The organism is Yoonia rosea, from assembly GCF_900156505.1.
GTDB classification, from domain to species: Bacteria; Pseudomonadota; Alphaproteobacteria; order Rhodobacterales; family Rhodobacteraceae; genus Yoonia; species Yoonia rosea.
In genome coordinates, this window is sequence record NZ_FTPR01000001.1 from 2,023,599 (window position 1) to 2,039,203 (window position 15,605).

Below are 15,605 nucleotides of genomic sequence, written 5' to 3' on the forward strand. Positions count from 1 at the left end.
AAGCCTATCATCAGGTAAACACAAATTCTTAGCCGTACTCTTCAGATGAAGCGAGAAACAATATGAACGATCACTCCCCCAACGACGTGTTCCACGCCTCCTCGTTCCTGCAAGGGCACAACGCGGAATATGTGGAACAACTCTACGCCCGCTATGCCGACAATCCCGGTGCTGTTGATGAAAGCTGGCAGGCGTTCTTCAGATCCTTGGGTGATACCCCTGCCGATGCCAAGGCCGAGGCCGCGGGTCCATCTTGGGCGCGTAGCGATTGGCCACCTGTTCCGAACGATGACCTGACCGCAGCCCTCGATGGACAGTGGCCAGCTGAACCCGAAGCGGCTGGCAAGAAAATCAAAGAAAAAGCCGCTGAAAAAGGCGTGACACTGGACGAAAATCAGGTCCGCAACGCCGTGCTGGACAGTATCCGTGCGCTGATGATTATCCGCGCCTACCGTATTCGTGGCCACCTGATTGCAGACCTCGATCCTCTGGGTATGCGGGAGAACGTTCCGCACCCCGAGCTGGACCCGAAATCCTATGGCTTTACCGCCGCCGACATGGACCGTCTGATCTTTATCGACAACGTGCTTGGTCTCGAAGTCGCCACCATGAACGAAATCATGGCGATCGTGCAGCGCACCTATTGCGGCACGTTTGCCCTGCAGTACATGCATATTTCGAACCCCGAAGAGGCCGGTTGGCTGAAAGAGCGCATTGAAGGCTATGGCAAGGAAATCGCCTTCACCAAGGAAGGGCGCAAGGCGATCCTGAACTCATTGGTGCAGGCCGAGGGGTTCGAGAAATTCCTGCACGTCAAATACATGGGTACCAAGCGTTTCGGCCTTGATGGCGGCGAAAGCCTGATCCCTGCGATGGAACAGATCATCAAACGCGGTGGTCAGTTGGGCCTTGAGGATATCGTCATCGGGATGCCACACCGTGGCCGTTTGTCCGTGCTCGCCAATGTGATGCAAAAACCCTACCGCGCGATCTTCAACGAATTTCAGGGCGGATCATTCAAACCTGAGGATGTGGACGGCTCGGGCGACGTAAAATACCACCTTGGCGCCTCATCCGACCGCGCCTTTGATGATAACTCTGTTCATTTGTCGCTGACGGCAAACCCCTCGCACCTTGAGGCAGTGAACCCGGTCGTTCTGGGCAAGGTCCGCGCCAAGCAGGACCAGAAAAACGACAAGGATCGCACCAAGGTCATGGCCGTGCTGTTGCATGGTGATGCGGCCTTTGCTGGTCAAGGTGTTGTGGCCGAGGGCTTTGGCCTGTCGGGCCTCAAAGGACACAAGACCGGCGGCACGATGCATATCGTGGTGAACAACCAGATCGGCTTTACCACCGCGCCGCATTTCAGCCGTTCCTCCCCTTACCCTACCGATATTGCGCTGATGGTTGAGGCACCGATCTTCCACGTGAACGGCGACGACCCAGAGGCCGTGGTCCACGCCGCCCGCGTCGCGACCGAATTCCGCCAGAAATTCCACAAGGACGTGGTGCTGGATATCATCTGCTACCGCCGCTTTGGTCACAACGAAGGCGACGAGCCGATGTTCACCAATCCGGTGATGTACAAAAAGATCAAAAAGCAAAAGACCACGCTGACGCTCTACACCGAACGTCTGGTGCGCGACGGGCTGATCCCCGAAGGCGAAATCGAGGACATGAAAGCCGCGTTCCAAGCCTATCTGAACGAGGAATTCGAGGCCGGCAAAACCTACAAACCCAATAAGGCAGACTGGCTGGACGGCAAGTGGTCACATCTGGACCGCAACAAGGACGACTATCAGCGCGGTGCCACTGCAATTGAAGAAAAGACCTTTGCAGACATCGGCAAGGCGCTGACCAAAGCGCCCGAGAATTTCCCGTTGCACAAGACTGTTGCACGCCTGCTTGATGCCAAGGCCACCATGTTTGAAACCGGCGAAGGGATCGACTGGGCCACCGGCGAGGCGCTGGCCTTTGGCTCGCTTCTGACCGAAGGCTATCCGGTGCGCCTTTCAGGGCAGGACAGTACACGCGGCACTTTCAGCCAGCGGCATTCCGGCCTGATCAATCAGGACAACGAAGAGCGCTACTACCCGCTCAACCATATCCGCGAAGGCCAGGCGAATTACGAAGTCATCGATTCGATGCTGTCGGAATATGCGGTGCTGGGCTTTGAATATGGGTATTCGCTGGCGGAACCCAATGCGCTGACCCTGTGGGAAGCACAGTTCGGCGATTTCGCCAATGGCGCGCAAATCATGTTCGACCAGTTCATCAGTTCTGGCGAAAGCAAATGGCTGCGCATGTCGGGCCTCGTGTGTCTGTTGCCACATGGCTACGAAGGACAAGGGCCCGAACACTCCAGCGCGCGTCTGGAACGGTTCCTGACCATGTGCGGCGGCGACAACTGGATCGTGGCCAACTGCACAACACCTGCGAACTATTTCCACCTGCTGCGCCGGCAGTTGCACCGCACCTACCGCAAACCGCTGATCCTGATGACACCCAAGTCGCTGTTGCGGCACAAACTGGCCGTGTCCAAGAAAGAGGAATTCACCACCGGTTCCAGCTTCCACCGCGTGCTCTGGGATGATGCCCAGCAGGGGAATTCGGACACCAAACTGGTGGCGGATGACAAAATCAAACGGGTCGTGATGTGTTCGGGCAAGGTCTATTACGACCTGCTGGAAGAGCGTGACGCGCGCGGGATCGACGATGTCTACATCCTGCGGTTCGAGCAGTTCTACCCATTCCCTGCGCAATCGGCGATGAAAGAACTCGAACGGTTCAAGAATGCCGAAATGGTCTGGTGTCAGGAAGAGCCGCGCAATCAGGGGGCGTGGACGTTCATGGAACCCAATATCGAATGGGTGCTGACGCGGTCCAAAGCCAAACACACTCGGCCCACCTACGTGGGGCGCACCGCCGCCGCCTCGCCTGCGACAGGTCTGGCCAGCAAACACAAAGCAGAACAAACAGCGCTCGTGAATGACGCGTTGACCATCGAAGGAACAAAGTAATGAGCACCGAAGTCCGCGTCCCCACCCTTGGCGAATCCGTGCAAGAGGCCACCATCGCCACATGGTTCAAACAACCCGGCGATGCCGTGGCCGTTGACGAATTGCTTTGCGAACTGGAAACCGACAAGGTGACGGTTGAAGTGCCAAGCCCCGTTGCAGGCACATTGTCCGAAATCGTCGCCGCCGAAGGCGACACCGTTGGTGTTGACGCGCTGCTGGCGCAGATTGCCGAAGGCGATGCAGCCCCCGCGCCAAAAGCCGAAAAGCGCGAAGAGGCCCCCAAGGCCGAAGAGCAGCCCGCCCCTGCCGCTGCAAAAGACGTTGAGGACGCGCCATCCGCCAAGAAGCTGATGGCCGAAAACAACCTCTCTGACGTGCAAGGCACCGGCAAGGACGGTCGCGTGATGAAAGAGGACGTGCTCAACGCGCTCTCATCCGCCGCGCCCGCGCCGTCTTCGAGCCCGGCGCCGCGTGCGCCAGTGGCCGCCGCCCAAGCCGACCGTGAAGAGCGGGTGAAAATGACCCGCCTACGTCAGACCATCGCCAAGCGTCTGAAAGACAGCCAGAACACCGCTGCGATGCTGACCACCTACAACGAGGTCGACATGACCGAGGTGATGGCGCTCCGCAACGAATACAAAGATCTGTTCCTGAAAAAGCACGGCGTCAAACTGGGCTTCATGTCCTTCTTCACCAAGGCTTGTGTGCACGCATTGCGCGAAGTGCCCGAAGTGAACGCCGAAATCGACGGCACCGACATCGTTTACAAGAACTACGTCAACATGGGCATCGCTGCAGGCACGCCCACGGGCCTTGTGGTGCCGGTGATCAACGACGCCGACCAGATGTCTTTTGCCGCGATCGAGAAAGCGATTGCCGAAATGGGCGCCAAAGCCCGCGACGGCAAGCTGAGCATGGCCGAAATGCAGGGTGGCACCTTCACCATCTCCAACGGCGGCGTCTACGGCTCGCTGATGTCCTCGCCCATCCTGAACCCCCCGCAGTCGGGCATCCTTGGCATGCATAAAATCCAGGACCGCCCGATGGCGATCGGCGGGCAGGTGGTGATCCGTCCGATGATGTATCTGGCCCTGTCCTATGACCACCGGATCGTGGACGGCAAGGGTGCCGTGACATTCCTCGTACGGGTGAAAGAGGCGCTTGAAGATCCACGGCGGTTGTTGATGGATTTGTGATGGTTCGCGTGGGTTTCACCCACCCTACGTAGGGTGGGTGAAACCCACGGGCCAAAAATGCGAAAGGAAATCCCATGACACCTGAACTGCAATACCTCGTCTATGCCGTCATCCTCCTCGTTGTGCATGTCCTCGTGCAGGCCACGTTCAGCGACCTCAGCAAAGGCATCGGTTGGGCGCTGGGGCCACAGGATGAAAACCGCGACCAGAGTGTCGTCGCTGGTCGCATCCAACGCGCCTTGCGCAATTATCTGGAAACCTTGCCGGCTTTCATTGCATTGGCACTGGTGCTTGCCGTGACCGAATTGGGCAACGCCACCTCCGCTCTTGGTGCAGCCGTCTGGTTCTGGGCCCGTGTTGCCTATGTTCCCGCCTATGCCTCTGGCATTCCGCTGGTCCGCTCGGTTGCGTTTTTTGCATCACTGGCAGGACTGGTGATGATGATCCTGCCGCTGCTTTGATCTGATTACTGTGTTCGGTCAATCTGCTTCACAAAACCCAAGGCAGCGCCCGGACCTCGGGGCGGGCGCTGCCCGGCAAGCCGGGCGGGAGACTTAATGGATGAGTGTTTACGACGAAACAATTTTCCATATTTGGAAAATATTCGAAAAACGCTGCTACTACCTCATGAGTGCAGCAGGAGCAGGCATCGGCTATTCAATTGCAACCATTCAACCAGAAATCACTCTGGTTGAAACTCGCTTGCTGTTGGCCTCGTTAGTGTTCTGGGCGCTCAGCTTTTTCTCAGGCCTCGCAGTGATTTCCAATCTTAGGGCAATAATTGGGTTCCATTCTGTGACCCCGAAACACCTTCAAGAAAGTATCCAGGCAGGCGTAGACGAGCACTTACAGCTGTTAAAAAATATCGACCTCTTGGCAGGTGAACTGCAAAAGCGTAACAAATTCTATCATTCGTTGCAGATTACTTTGATAGCGCTAGCAGCCGTTTTGCTCGTAATGAGCAAAGTAGACATTTCTGTAGCAATGGGCTTTCAAACATGACACCCGAACTCACCGTTCTCGCCCTTGCCGCCCTCCTGCAAGGTATCCAATTCGCGCTGATGGCGATCCCTGCCAATCTCGAGCTTGGCCCCGGCAAAACCATGTCACCCCGTGATGCGAGCCGCATGGGTAAACCCCTCGTCGAACAAGTCAGTGACAAGACGGCACGCCTTTTCCGCGCCCTCAACAACCACTTCGAAGGCCTGATCCTGTTCACCATTGCCGTCGTCGTCATCACCCTTGGCGACAAAGCCACAGGATTTTCCGCCATCTGCGCGTGGACCTATCTGGTCGCCCGCGTCCTCTATGTCCCGGCCTATTACTTCGGCCTGACACCGTGGCGGTCAATCATTTGGTTTGTGGGGTTCACCTCAACCATGCTGATGATACTGTCAGCCCTGATATGACAAATTGTATGTACAGGTTGTGTACGCGCTGTGTACGCCCTGTGACACCCTAAAGGAGACCCCATGTCCAGCTATGACGTCATCGTAATCGGCGCCGGCCCCGGCGGCTATGTTTGTGCTATTCGCTGTGCCCAATTGGGCATGAAGGTGGCTTGCGTCGAAGGCCGTGAAACGCTGGGCGGCACCTGCTTGAACGTGGGCTGCATCCCGTCCAAGGCGATGCTGCACGCAACCCATATGCTGCACGAGGCCGAGCACAATTTCGCAACCATGGGCCTGAAGGGCAAAGCACCCTCGGTCGATTGGAAACAGATGCTGTCCTATAAGGCCGAGACGATTGCACAAAACACCGGCGGCATCGAATTTCTGTTCAAAAAGAACAAGGTCGACTGGCTGAAAGGCTGGGGGTCAATCCCCGAAGCGGGCAAGGTGAAAGTCGGCGACGAGGTTCACGAGGCCAAGCATATCGTCATCGCCTCCGGCTCCGAGGCCGCCTCGCTACCGGGTGTTGAAGTCGACGAAAAAACTGTCGTGACTTCCACAGGTGCGCTGGAACTGGGCAAGATCCCCAAGAAACTTGTTGTGATCGGCGCAGGTGTGATCGGGCTTGAGCTTGGCTCGGTCTATGCCCGTCTGGGCGCAGAGGTTGAAGTGGTCGAATTCCTTGATGGCATCACCCCCGGCATGGACAAGGAAATCGCCCGTCAGTTCCAGAAAATGCTGACGAAACAGGGGCTGAAATTCACACTTGGTGCGGCTGTGCAGGGCGTCGAAGTCAAGAACAACAAGGCCACCGTCACCTATAAACTGCGCAAGGACGACAGCGAACATACACTGCAAGCTGATACCGTTCTCGTCGCGACAGGGCGCAAACCCTATACCAAGGGGCTGGGTCTGGAAGAACTGGGCGTTGAGATGTCCGAGCGCGGCCAGATCAAGACCGACGGCAAATATGCAACCAATGTCGCAGGCATCTATGCCATCGGCGACACGATTGCAGGCCCGATGCTGGCCCATAAAGCCGAAGACGAAGGCATGGCCGTCGCCGAGGGTATCGCCGGGCAGCACCCGCATGTGAACTACGGCGTCATCCCTGGTGTCATCTACACCCACCCCGAGGTGGCGAATGTGGGCGAGACCGAAGAGACCCTGAAAGAACAAGGGCGTAAATATAAGGTTGGGAAATTCCCCTTCATGGGTAATGCCCGTGCAAAGGCCAATTTTGCAGGCGACGGTTTCGTGAAAATCCTTGTGGATGCAACGACCGACCGTGTGCTTGGCGCGCATATCATCGGCCCGATGGCAGGTGACCTGATCCATGAAATCTGCGTTGCCATGGAATTCGGTGCCGCTGCCGAAGATCTCGCACGCACCTGCCATGCGCACCCCACCTACTCCGAGGCCGTGCGCGAAGCCGCCCTTGCATGCGGTGACGGCGCGATACACGCCTAGATTTTGCGGACTGGACCGGCCTTTTGTGCCGGTCCATGCCAACCCCGGTCCAGATGGGGGACGGTTCTCAGGCAGGCAATTTTAGCTGCACCCAGAGAACACTTGCTGCAAAAACAGCACATTGGACGTGCAATTTCTTGCTTTTCGGGGGTTTTCAGAGAGATAACAGGGACAACTGCGGTCGTTTTCTGCCTTGATAGCGGCGACCGTTAATAGTGAGTCCGAGAATACCGCATGAAGCGTTTCATTGTTGCCCTCTTCCTGAGTTTCCTCATCACTGGTCCAGCGCAGGCATGGACAGCGAACTCTGGGATTTTCTCGGATCTGGAGTACGTCGCAGGCACCGATATCAACGCCCGTAATGGCGAATCCCTTTCGCTTTGCCATAAAACAAAAGATATCCGGATTTTGGGATATACGGTTTCCAGCAACATCCTTGGCTATGTTCTATCCACCGACCGTTGCACAGGACAAATCGAACGGCCCTTCAGCCCGCAGCAAATGGAAACGGCGCAGTCATTGAACTTGATTGACGCGAGCCTGCCTTCTGTGGCGCGCAACAGCCTACAACGGACCATTCAGAATTATAGTATTTGGGTCGCAATCAGCCTTGCCCTCATTGCTGTCATCTGGCGGCGCATGAAATCGTTGCTCGGTCTCGACCCCACCGCACCGATGCGCAAAAAAGCGACACAGCGGATTCTGACGGCAATGTGCTATGTCGGCAAATGCGACGGGATTGTTGCATCGAATGAAATTGCGCTGATCACCAAAGCAGCAAGCCGTCTGACGCGGACCAACATTCCGTCCACAGAGGTTATTCGCATCACCGACCATATTGACCTGAACCTGACACCACAGGACTTCATCAATTTTGGAAAAGGTCTGCGCGATTCAGAGAAAGATGTCATGATGCGCGGTGCGTTCTTTGTGGCGCTTTCAAGCGGGCGGATCATTCCGAGCGAATACGCCTTTATCACCAACCTGTCCTATGGGATCGGCATGCCCGGCGAGGATTTCCGGCGGGTGATGAACCTCGCCCTTGAAGATCTCGATATCTACGGAACCTAACCCTTCAGCATCCGCAAACCTTGGGTCGAATCGGCGCGCACAGCCAAGCGCAGACCCGGCTCGTCACCCGCCTTCAGGGCTGCGAGGATCAGCTTGTGATGTGCCGGAGGATCGGTGCGGTTCAGCCGCCCATAAAGTGACCGCATGGTTGGTCCCAATTGCAGCCAAACAGTCTCTGTCATCGCCAACATCGCTGGCGCTTGAGCACGTAGGTAAAGCGTCCGGTGAAACTCAAGGTTCAGGCGGATATAGCCCGTCGCATCATGACGCGCGATTATCTGGTGAAAGCCCTGATTGATGGTCTCAAGCCGTTCGATCAGCGCAAAATGCGCCCGCGGCAAAGCCCGCGACGCAAGCTCTGCTTCGAGCAAGGCGCGCAAGGTGGCCAGCTCTTCAATCCGCTCGTTTGAGAGTTCCGGTGTCGAAACACGTCCCGACGACGACAGGAGCAATGCACCTTCGGCAACCAACCGGCGCACGGCCTCGCGCGCAGGCGTCATTGAGACATCATAGCTCTTGCCGATACCCCGTAACGTCAGGGCCTCACCCGGTGCGATTTCCCCGTGCATGATCCGCGCCCGCAAAGCCCGGTACACCCGTTCATGTGCGGCGATTGTATTATCTTGGGGGCGTGGCTGGATCATCATAGGCCTTTTGTGATCACAAAAGACAGATTGGTCAATCGTCGAAAACAATGCGTTGCAGCTTGTCGCCCTCATCACGCAGCCATTGGCGCTGGCGGTCATAGTCAGGGCAGAGTTGTTCAACAACAGACCAGAACGCCGGTTGATGATTCATTTCAACCAGATGGGCGACCTCATGCGCCGCCACATAGTCAAGCACAGCAGGTGGGGCCATGATCAACCGCCATGAATACATCAACGCGCCTGTGCTTGAACAAGACCCCCAACGGGACCGGGTGTCGCGGATCGATAGGCGCGAATAGGATTTACCCACTTGCTGTGCATAGTGGTCCGAGGCTTGGGCAAGTGCATCGCGCGCAGCATAGCGCAACAGCGCCTTGGTCTGCGCCGCGGCACGTGCACCCGCAGTGACCTCAACACGATCCTCAAGGAGACGCGCACGTTTGCCGGCACTTTCGACAATCGGCACCGCGACCCCGCGCACCGGTACACTTTCACCAATCCGGGCCACCATCGCAGGGCGCATATCCGCAAGGTGGCCGCGCAGCCAAGGTTCTTTGGCGCGCAGAAAGGCGATTCCCTCACGCTCGGGCGCAAAACGTGGCAACGTCAGCGTCACACGGCCATCCAGACGCGACACACGCAACGACAGGCGCTTGGCGCGTATTGAACGGCGCAAAACCACCTCGATCGGGGGGTTGCCTTTCAGGGTGTGACGGCCCATATCCACCTTCTTGGTTTTCAAGTGCCAAAGGCTTTGACACAGCCCCTCGCTTATGGCAGTTGGCACCGATCACCCGCAAGGGAAGACAGAGATTTTTGAAGGGATAGCCTATGCCTAAGGAAGAGTGGGGCACAAAGCGCCTTTGCCCCGAAACCGGCAAACGCTTTTACGACCTGAACGCGACGCCAATCATTAGCCCGTATACCGGCAATGAAGTTACCGTTGACACATCCAAGACCCGGACAATGGTCGCGGATGCCGAGGATGCGCAAACCGCCAAGATGAAGGACGTCGAAGAAGACGATGATCTGGTTCTTGACGACGACGATGAAGACGATGTCGATCTCGGTGACGATGTTCTGGAAGATGATGATGACGATGATACCGTCTCGCTTGACGAACTCGCCGACGTCACCACGAACGACGACGATTAAAATGACGACTCCGGGCGCGATTTTCTCTTGATCTCGCCCGGATCGCTGCATAGACAGCGGCAATCAGCGCAAGCTGTAAAGTTGGGGCCTTAGCTCAGTTGGGAGAGCGCTTGCATGGCATGCAAGAGGTCAGGGGTTCGACTCCCCTAGGCTCCACCAAATCACTTGAAAATTTATGTCTCTGACGTGCAGTGCGATGCCCACGAGGCACGCCAGAGTGTTCAGAACGCCTAGCGTGGACGTTCGCGGTGTCTGCAACTTGCTTTGCGAAGCTGGCTTGGGCTTCGGGGGGTGATTTTGCATTGGGGTGTCGCGCCCTCTGGCTGCGCCTGGGGCTCATTCTTGCTCACCACCGCGGCGATGAAAGCCGCCACATCGAACTCGGTTTCCTGTGCTGCACGGGCGAGTGCCTTTTTCAGAGCACGGTTCGACAGTGCAGCTGTCAACTGCGCTGCAAGCGCGCGGCGCAGGACTTTATCACACGGCGTCTCGCCGCCCTCGACTTTCGTTATTTCGGTGTCCGAGAGTTCGAAACCAGCCTCTTCGAGAAAGAGGCGCACAATTGGTGGTGCGGATGTCACAGCATCTGTTGTCGTGGGATCCCGGAAAAAAGCGACGACCTTGTTTGCGCGTGCGTGACCGTGGCTTGTAATGCCTTTTCCGTCATTTGCGTCTGCGGCAACAGTATCCGCAGAGTACATCTGAAAATCATAACGCAGCACAGGTTTCACCAAATACACCTAATAGTTGTATTAAGCATATCAAATGCGGTGGAAATGGGCAAAGAAATTGTCGGCAACAGGACATATTTTTGTCTAAAATTAGACATAACGCGCCACTGTTGCCGGCTTATGGGCCAATCCCGCCGTTCTTTTCACCTTGTTGGGCAAATATGCGAGGGGCGTCTAGGGCGGCCCCAGCGTATTTCTCAAGACAAGCTTTGTGTGCACCTCTATCGGCTCCAACGCGGTCCCGTCTCGCAAGTGCTTGACCAAGGCCTGCCCCGCCTTGCGGCCCATTTCGCGGTGCGGCACATGCACCGTTGTCAGCGCCGGATAAACCACCTGAGCCAGTTCGATATCATCAAACCCGATGATCGAGACATCACCCGGAACCGCAATCCCGCGCTCCCTTGCACGTCTAAGCGCACCGACAGCCAACACATCGTTGCCGCAAAAAACCGCGGTTGGACTTGGGTCATGGGTCATAACCTCGTCAAAGGCTGCTGCCCCTTCCTCGATGCCATATTTCGTTTCCACGAAGCAAAGTGTGTCTGCATCCAGCCCGGCAGCGGTCATCGCTTGTCTGATCCCGTCGCATCGTGCTGACGCGCGGTCATTCTGCGCCGTCTCCGCAGAGATCAACGCCAGCCGCCGATGTCCCATGCCGATCACTTTTTCTGCCATCTCCTGCATGGCCGCACTGTTGTTAAAGCCCACCGAGGGCCGCGTTGCCGCAGGATCAAAGGCCCATGTCAAAAGAACCGGCACATCTTGTGCATCCAGAAAGTCGTAGATCGCGGGATCGCGGTGATACCCGATCAGCAAGAGCGCATCCGCCCCGCGCGCGACAAGCGACCTGATCTGTTCTTCCTCGGTGTCCGGCTGATAGGCCGTGCTGGCAACGAGCATCGTATACCCGTTGCTGCGCAATTCTTCCTGAAATGCCTGAAGCCCGCGCGCGAAGATCGCGTTTTCCATCGTTGGAATAATTGCACCGATTGTATTCGTGCGCCGAGCGGCCATCGCACGTGCACCAAAATTGGGTGAGTAGCCCAGCTCTGCAATTGCAGCGTTCACTTTGTCACGCGTTACCTGCGCCACCTGATCGGGAAAATTGATTGCCCGCGAGACGGTTGCAGTCGACACGCCCGCACGGGTGGCCACATCCTGCAAAGTCGGTATCGGTCGTTGAGATGTCATGCGCGCTCCGGTTGGGTCCGGCATCCTACATAGCGTCAAACCCCGCGCTGACATAGCGAACTTTTGCGAAAAATGTAAGGGCTTGCATTTGACTCATGTAAGCGCTTACACTGACCTAAGAATCGGATGGGCGCCTTGGGAGGGGGCGGCCTTGAAGACCGAAGCGGGTAATCGATAACCGCGACACATCCCTCTCCCATCAAGACCACGATGCTTCCTGACAGCACGAAATAGGGTAACGACACATGGCACGCGAATATCTCAAGAAAGCGACGCTGACCGCGCAGTCCGGCGCGTCTGATGTCCACGACATTGTTCAGGGCATCTTGTCCGACATCGAGACAGGTGGCGACGCCAAGGCGATGGAATACGCGGCAAAATTCGACAAATATGACGGCAACGTCATGATCACCGCAGAAGAGATCGCTGCGGCGACCGCACTGGTCCCCGAGAAGCTGAAAGAAGACATTCAGTTCGCCCATGACAACGTCAAACGCTTTGCCGAGGCGCAAAAAGCGACCGTCAGCAACATTGAGTATGAGATCGTCCCCGGCCTGATCGCCGGTCAAAAGGCGATCCCCGTTGATGCGGCTGGCTGCTATGTGCCCGGCGGACGCTATAGCCACATCGCCTCTGCGATCATGACTGTGACAACAGCCAAAGTTGCCGGTTGCAACCATATCGCCGTCGCCTCCCCCCCGCGCCCCGGCGTGGGCGTCGCCCCCGCGATCATCTATGCGGCCCATATCTGTGGCGCTGACAAGATCATGGCGATGGGCGGCGTGCAGGGTGTTGCCGCCATGACATTCGGTCTCTTTGGTCTGCCCAAGGCGAACATCCTCGTTGGCCCCGGCAACCAGTTTGTGGCCGAAGCCAAGCGTATCCTGTTTGGCCGCGTCGGCATCGACATGATCGCAGGCCCGACCGATAGCCTGATCCTCGCCGACAAGACCGCCGATCCGCATATCGTTGCAACTGATCTCGTGAGCCAGGCCGAGCATGGCTACAACTCGCCTGTTTGGCTGGTCACAGATGACCGCGCGCTGGCCGAAGACGTCATGAACCGTGTGCCTGATCTGATCGCCGAACTGCCGGAAGTGAACCGTGACAACGCCGCAGCAGCATGGCGCGATTATGCCGAAGTGATCCTTTGTGCAGACCGCGAAGAAATGGCCGCCTGTTCCGACGATTACGCGCCCGAGCACCTGACCGTGCAGGCCGAAGATCTGGATTGGTGGCTGGATCGTCTTTCCTGCTATGGCTCGCTCTTCCTCGGCGAAGAAACGACCGTGTCCTATGGCGACAAAGCCTCTGGCACGAACCACGTCCTGCCGACGTCCGGTGCGGCGTCCTATACCGGTGGTTTGTCGGTGCATAAGTACATGAAGATCGTGACATGGCAGAAGGCCACACGTGAAGGGTCCAAGCGCGTGGCCGAAGCGACAGCACGGATTTCCCGCCTTGAGGGGATGGAAGGCCATGCCCGTGCAGCGGACGTACGTCTGGCCAAATACTTCCCCGGCGAAAACTTTGACCTGACGCCAGATGAGTGATCCCCGCGATCTCTTTGACCTGACCGGTCGTGTCGCTTGCGTTACCGGCGCAAGCGCGGGCCTCGGGCAGCGCGCCGCGATTGCACTGGCTGCGGCCGGTGCAAAGGTTGTCGGCGTGGCCCGCCGCGCGGATGCGCTGAACGGCTGGGCGGCTGAGACGGGGGCAAATGCCGCAGTCGTAGCCGCCGATCTGTCAAAACGGGACCAGATTGCCGATATCGCAGCGCAGGTCGCTGCACCCTTTGGCGCGCCTGACATCGTTGTCCATGCTGCAGGCATCAACACCCGCGAGGCTGCGGATGATGTGACGGACGCGGGCTGGGACGTGACGATGAACCTCAATCTGGCCGCACCCTTCTTTCTTTCTCAGGCCCTCGTCCCTGCGATGAAGGCCAAAGGCTGGGGCCGGATCGTGAATTTCGCCTCTCTCCAGACGACACGCGCCTTTCCGGGCGGGATTGCCTATGGCGCGTCCAAGGCCGGCATCGGCCAGTTGACCCGCGCAATGGCCGAAGCCTGGTCCAAGGATGGCGTCACAGCCAATGCAATAGGTCCGGGATTTTTCCCGACCGAATTGACGGGACCCGTCTTTGCCGACCCCGAACGCGCCGCCCGCAACGCGGCGCAAACATGTGTGGGCCGCAATGGTGCTTTGTCGGATATCGACGGCCCACTCTTATTTCTTTGCTCTGATGCGTCGTCCTATGTGACGGGTCAAATCTTGATGGTCGACGGAGGTTTCACAGCGAAATGAAAGCGCTTGTTTATGACGACGTGGAAACGCTTGTTTACCGCGTGATGCCTGATCCGGTGCCAGGCGCTGGCCAAAGCCTCATCAGCATTGAGGCTTCGGGCATTTGCGGCTCTGACATGCACGCCTTTCTGGGCCACGACGAACGGCGGCCCGCCCCGCTGATACTTGGTCACGAGGCCGCTGGCGTTGTCATGGGAGGTGCATTGGACGGCACACGGGTGACAATCAATCCGCTTGCGACCTGTGGTTTGTGTCGGGCCTGCAAATCCGGCCGTGACAACCTTTGCCCTGACCGCATGATTATTTCGATGCCCCCGCGCGAGGGTGCATTTAGCGACTATGTCGTGATGGCCAACAGAAACCTTGTGACGGTGCCGGATGACGTACCGCTCACCAAGGCAGCTTTGGCCGAACCCTTGGCATGCGGCTGGCATGCGGTCCGGCTCGGGGCTGCGGCGCTCGACATGCCGCTTGCCGATGCGAAATGCGTTGTGGTCGGCGGGGGCGCGATCGGTGTGGGGGCGGCCCTTTGCCTGCGGGCATTCGGGGCGACCGATATCAAAGTCATCGAACCCAATGAACTGCGTCGTGCCACGCTTGACCTGATCGACGGCTTTGATGCGGTCCCTCCCGGTGCCGTTGAACAGGCTGACCTTGTGATTGACGGCGTCGGCTATGCCGCAACGCGCGCCGATGCCACGGCCATTACACGCCCTGGCGGCGTGATCATGCATATCGGCCTCGGTGAAGCGACGGGTGGTCTTGATATCCGCCGCATGACCTTGCAGGAAATCACCTTCATCGGCACCTACACCTATACCGCCGAGGATTTCCGCCAGACCGCTGCAGCTATTTTTGACGGGCGTCTTGGCCCGCTCGATTGGACCGAGGAACGCGCGCTTGCTGACGGGCAACAGGCCTTTGCGGATATCCGTGCTGGCGTTGTCGCCGCACCCAAGATCATTTTACGACCCTGAGACAGACAGAACCCCAAGGAGGTTTGGCATGTATAAGAACATTCTGGTCCCGATGGCCCTTGATCACGGTGTCGGCGAAAACAGCGTCGCAATCGCCCGCCGCCTGCTGTCTGACGGCGGAAAGATTACTGCGCTCCACGTTTACGAAGCCCCGGACGGCACGGTTGGCGCCTATATCGACGCAGAAGTGGTCCAGAATGCCTTTGATCGGGCCAAAGCGCGGCTGGAAGAACGTATCACCGCGATGCCTGACGTTTCATCCATGATCGTCAAGGGCCACAGCGGGCGCAGCATCATTGATACCGCCACTGCTTTGAAAGCCGATTGCATCGTTATGGGCTCCCACAAACCCGGGCTGATCGACTATTTCCTCGGGTCAACCGCGGCGCGTGTGGTGCAACACGCCCCTTGCGCTGTTCACGTGGCGCGCGACATCAATTGACCCACCC

General features: G+C 57.7%; 16 protein-coding genes and 1 tRNA gene. 13 read left to right on the forward strand and 4 right to left on the reverse strand.

Annotated features, from left to right (window positions below; translation table 11 throughout):
* Nucleotides 1-62: 62 nt before the first annotated feature.
* The 7 genes from B0B09_RS10095 to B0B09_RS10125 all read left to right on the forward strand — a co-directional run bounded on the left by B0B09_RS10095 (nt 63) and on the right by B0B09_RS10125 (nt 8,148).
* Nucleotides 63-3,020 carry a 2-oxoglutarate dehydrogenase E1 component gene (locus B0B09_RS10095; RefSeq protein ID WP_076659437.1) on the forward strand — a complete coding sequence of 986 codons (2,958 nt, stop codon included), beginning with the start codon at nt 63-65 and terminating at the stop codon, nt 3,018-3,020.
* Nucleotides 3,020-4,216, forward strand: a complete 1,197-nt coding sequence (gene odhB, locus B0B09_RS10100) for a 2-oxoglutarate dehydrogenase complex dihydrolipoyllysine-residue succinyltransferase (RefSeq protein ID WP_076659438.1) — start codon at nt 3,020-3,022, stop codon at nt 4,214-4,216. The genes B0B09_RS10095 and odhB overlap by 1 nt, the downstream gene beginning before the upstream one ends.
* Before the next feature lie 74 nt (nt 4,217-4,290).
* Nucleotides 4,291-4,677, forward strand: coding sequence for an MAPEG family protein (locus tag B0B09_RS10105; protein WP_076659439.1), 387 nt, complete (start codon nt 4,291-4,293; stop codon nt 4,675-4,677).
* Nucleotides 4,678-4,777: 100 nt separating this feature from the next.
* On the forward strand, nt 4,778-5,218 hold the full coding sequence (locus tag B0B09_RS10110) for a hypothetical protein (RefSeq protein ID WP_076659440.1): 441 nt from the start codon (nt 4,778-4,780) through the stop codon (nt 5,216-5,218).
* Nucleotides 5,215-5,625 (forward strand): MAPEG family protein, encoded by a 411-nt coding sequence (locus tag B0B09_RS10115; protein WP_076659441.1) that lies wholly within the window; start codon nt 5,215-5,217, stop codon nt 5,623-5,625. The genes B0B09_RS10110 and B0B09_RS10115 overlap by 4 nt, the downstream gene beginning before the upstream one ends.
* A gap of 63 nt (nt 5,626-5,688) precedes the next feature.
* The gene (gene lpdA, locus B0B09_RS10120; RefSeq protein ID WP_076659442.1) at nt 5,689-7,077 is read left to right on the forward strand and encodes a dihydrolipoyl dehydrogenase; all 1,389 of its coding nucleotides are present in this window, start codon (nt 5,689-5,691) and stop codon (nt 7,075-7,077) included.
* 234 nt (nt 7,078-7,311) lie between these two features.
* Complete coding sequence (locus B0B09_RS10125; protein WP_076659443.1) at nt 7,312-8,148, forward strand: tellurite resistance TerB family protein; 837 nt, start codon at nt 7,312-7,314, stop codon at nt 8,146-8,148.
* Here the strand turns inward: B0B09_RS10125 and B0B09_RS10130 are convergent.
* Entirely contained in the window at nt 8,145-8,795 is a 651-nt protein-coding gene (locus tag B0B09_RS10130; protein WP_076659444.1) for a GntR family transcriptional regulator, read from the reverse strand. The two genes, B0B09_RS10125 and B0B09_RS10130, sit on opposite strands and share 4 nt — an antisense overlap.
* A gap of 31 nt (nt 8,796-8,826) precedes the next feature.
* A complete protein-coding gene (locus B0B09_RS10135; RefSeq protein WP_076659899.1) occupies nt 8,827-9,516 on the reverse strand; it encodes a M48 family metallopeptidase in 690 nt (229 codons plus the stop codon).
* Nucleotides 9,517-9,626: 110 nt separating this feature from the next.
* Between B0B09_RS10135 and B0B09_RS10140 the strand changes: the two genes are divergently transcribed.
* Nucleotides 9,627-9,950, forward strand: a complete 324-nt coding sequence (locus B0B09_RS10140; protein ID WP_055293746.1) for a TIGR02300 family protein — start codon at nt 9,627-9,629, stop codon at nt 9,948-9,950.
* 83 nt (nt 9,951-10,033) lie between these two features.
* Nucleotides 10,034-10,109 (forward strand) — tRNA-Ala (locus tag B0B09_RS10145).
* A 71-nt stretch (nt 10,110-10,180) separates the two neighbouring features.
* Here the strand turns inward: B0B09_RS10145 and B0B09_RS10150 are convergent.
* The gene (locus B0B09_RS10150; RefSeq protein WP_131825022.1) at nt 10,181-10,681 is read right to left on the reverse strand and encodes a hypothetical protein; all 501 of its coding nucleotides are present in this window, start codon (nt 10,679-10,681) and stop codon (nt 10,181-10,183) included.
* A 174-nt stretch (nt 10,682-10,855) separates the two neighbouring features.
* Nucleotides 10,856-11,872 carry a LacI family DNA-binding transcriptional regulator gene (locus B0B09_RS10155; RefSeq protein WP_076659446.1) on the reverse strand — a complete coding sequence of 339 codons (1,017 nt, stop codon included), beginning with the start codon at nt 11,870-11,872 and terminating at the stop codon, nt 10,856-10,858.
* A gap of 245 nt (nt 11,873-12,117) precedes the next feature.
* Here B0B09_RS10155 and hisD point away from each other — a divergent pair, with 245 nt between their 5' ends.
* From hisD to B0B09_RS10175, 4 genes are read left to right on the forward strand one after another with little or no spacing between them, the layout of a single operon-like run.
* Nucleotides 12,118-13,425 carry a histidinol dehydrogenase gene (gene hisD / locus B0B09_RS10160; RefSeq protein ID WP_076659447.1) on the forward strand — a complete coding sequence of 436 codons (1,308 nt, stop codon included), beginning with the start codon at nt 12,118-12,120 and terminating at the stop codon, nt 13,423-13,425.
* Nucleotides 13,418-14,179 (forward strand): SDR family NAD(P)-dependent oxidoreductase, encoded by a 762-nt coding sequence (locus B0B09_RS10165; protein ID WP_076659448.1) that lies wholly within the window; start codon nt 13,418-13,420, stop codon nt 14,177-14,179. Before hisD ends, B0B09_RS10165 begins: the two co-directional genes overlap by 8 nt.
* Nucleotides 14,176-15,156 (forward strand): alcohol dehydrogenase catalytic domain-containing protein, encoded by a 981-nt coding sequence (locus tag B0B09_RS10170; protein ID WP_076659449.1) that lies wholly within the window; start codon nt 14,176-14,178, stop codon nt 15,154-15,156. Before B0B09_RS10165 ends, B0B09_RS10170 begins: the two co-directional genes overlap by 4 nt.
* 28 nt (nt 15,157-15,184) lie before the next feature.
* Nucleotides 15,185-15,598 (forward strand): universal stress protein, encoded by a 414-nt coding sequence (locus tag B0B09_RS10175; RefSeq protein WP_076659450.1) that lies wholly within the window; start codon nt 15,185-15,187, stop codon nt 15,596-15,598.
* Nucleotides 15,599-15,605 lie beyond the last annotated feature (7 nt).

What these genes read in the sequence shown, in the direction of transcription:
- B0B09_RS10140 (WP_055293746.1), top strand. Translation starts at nt 9,627, where the DNA reads ATGCCTAAGGAAGAGTGGGGCACAAAGCGCCTTTGCCCCGAAACCGGC.
- odhB (WP_076659438.1), top strand. Translation starts at nt 3,020, where the DNA reads ATGAGCACCGAAGTCCGCGTCCCCACCCTTGGCGAATCCGTGCAAGAG.
- B0B09_RS10175 (WP_076659450.1), top strand. Translation starts at nt 15,185, where the DNA reads ATGTATAAGAACATTCTGGTCCCGATGGCCCTTGATCACGGTGTCGGC.
- B0B09_RS10130 (WP_076659444.1), bottom strand. Translation starts at nt 8,795, where the DNA reads ATGATGATCCAGCCACGCCCCCAAGATAATACAATCGCCGCACATGAA.
- B0B09_RS10165 (WP_076659448.1), top strand. Translation starts at nt 13,418, where the DNA reads ATGAGTGATCCCCGCGATCTCTTTGACCTGACCGGTCGTGTCGCTTGC.
- B0B09_RS10155 (WP_076659446.1), bottom strand. Translation starts at nt 11,872, where the DNA reads ATGACATCTCAACGACCGATACCGACTTTGCAGGATGTGGCCACCCGT.
- B0B09_RS10105 (WP_076659439.1), top strand. Translation starts at nt 4,291, where the DNA reads ATGACACCTGAACTGCAATACCTCGTCTATGCCGTCATCCTCCTCGTT.
- B0B09_RS10170 (WP_076659449.1), top strand. Translation starts at nt 14,176, where the DNA reads ATGAAAGCGCTTGTTTATGACGACGTGGAAACGCTTGTTTACCGCGTG.
- hisD (WP_076659447.1), top strand. Translation starts at nt 12,118, where the DNA reads ATGGCACGCGAATATCTCAAGAAAGCGACGCTGACCGCGCAGTCCGGC.
- B0B09_RS10115 (WP_076659441.1), top strand. Translation starts at nt 5,215, where the DNA reads ATGACACCCGAACTCACCGTTCTCGCCCTTGCCGCCCTCCTGCAAGGT.
- B0B09_RS10135 (WP_076659899.1), bottom strand. Translation starts at nt 9,516, where the DNA reads ATGGGCCGTCACACCCTGAAAGGCAACCCCCCGATCGAGGTGGTTTTG.
- B0B09_RS10095 (WP_076659437.1), top strand. Translation starts at nt 63, where the DNA reads ATGAACGATCACTCCCCCAACGACGTGTTCCACGCCTCCTCGTTCCTG.
- B0B09_RS10125 (WP_076659443.1), top strand. Translation starts at nt 7,312, where the DNA reads ATGAAGCGTTTCATTGTTGCCCTCTTCCTGAGTTTCCTCATCACTGGT.
- B0B09_RS10110 (WP_076659440.1), top strand. Translation starts at nt 4,778, where the DNA reads ATGAGTGTTTACGACGAAACAATTTTCCATATTTGGAAAATATTCGAA.
- lpdA (WP_076659442.1), top strand. Translation starts at nt 5,689, where the DNA reads ATGTCCAGCTATGACGTCATCGTAATCGGCGCCGGCCCCGGCGGCTAT.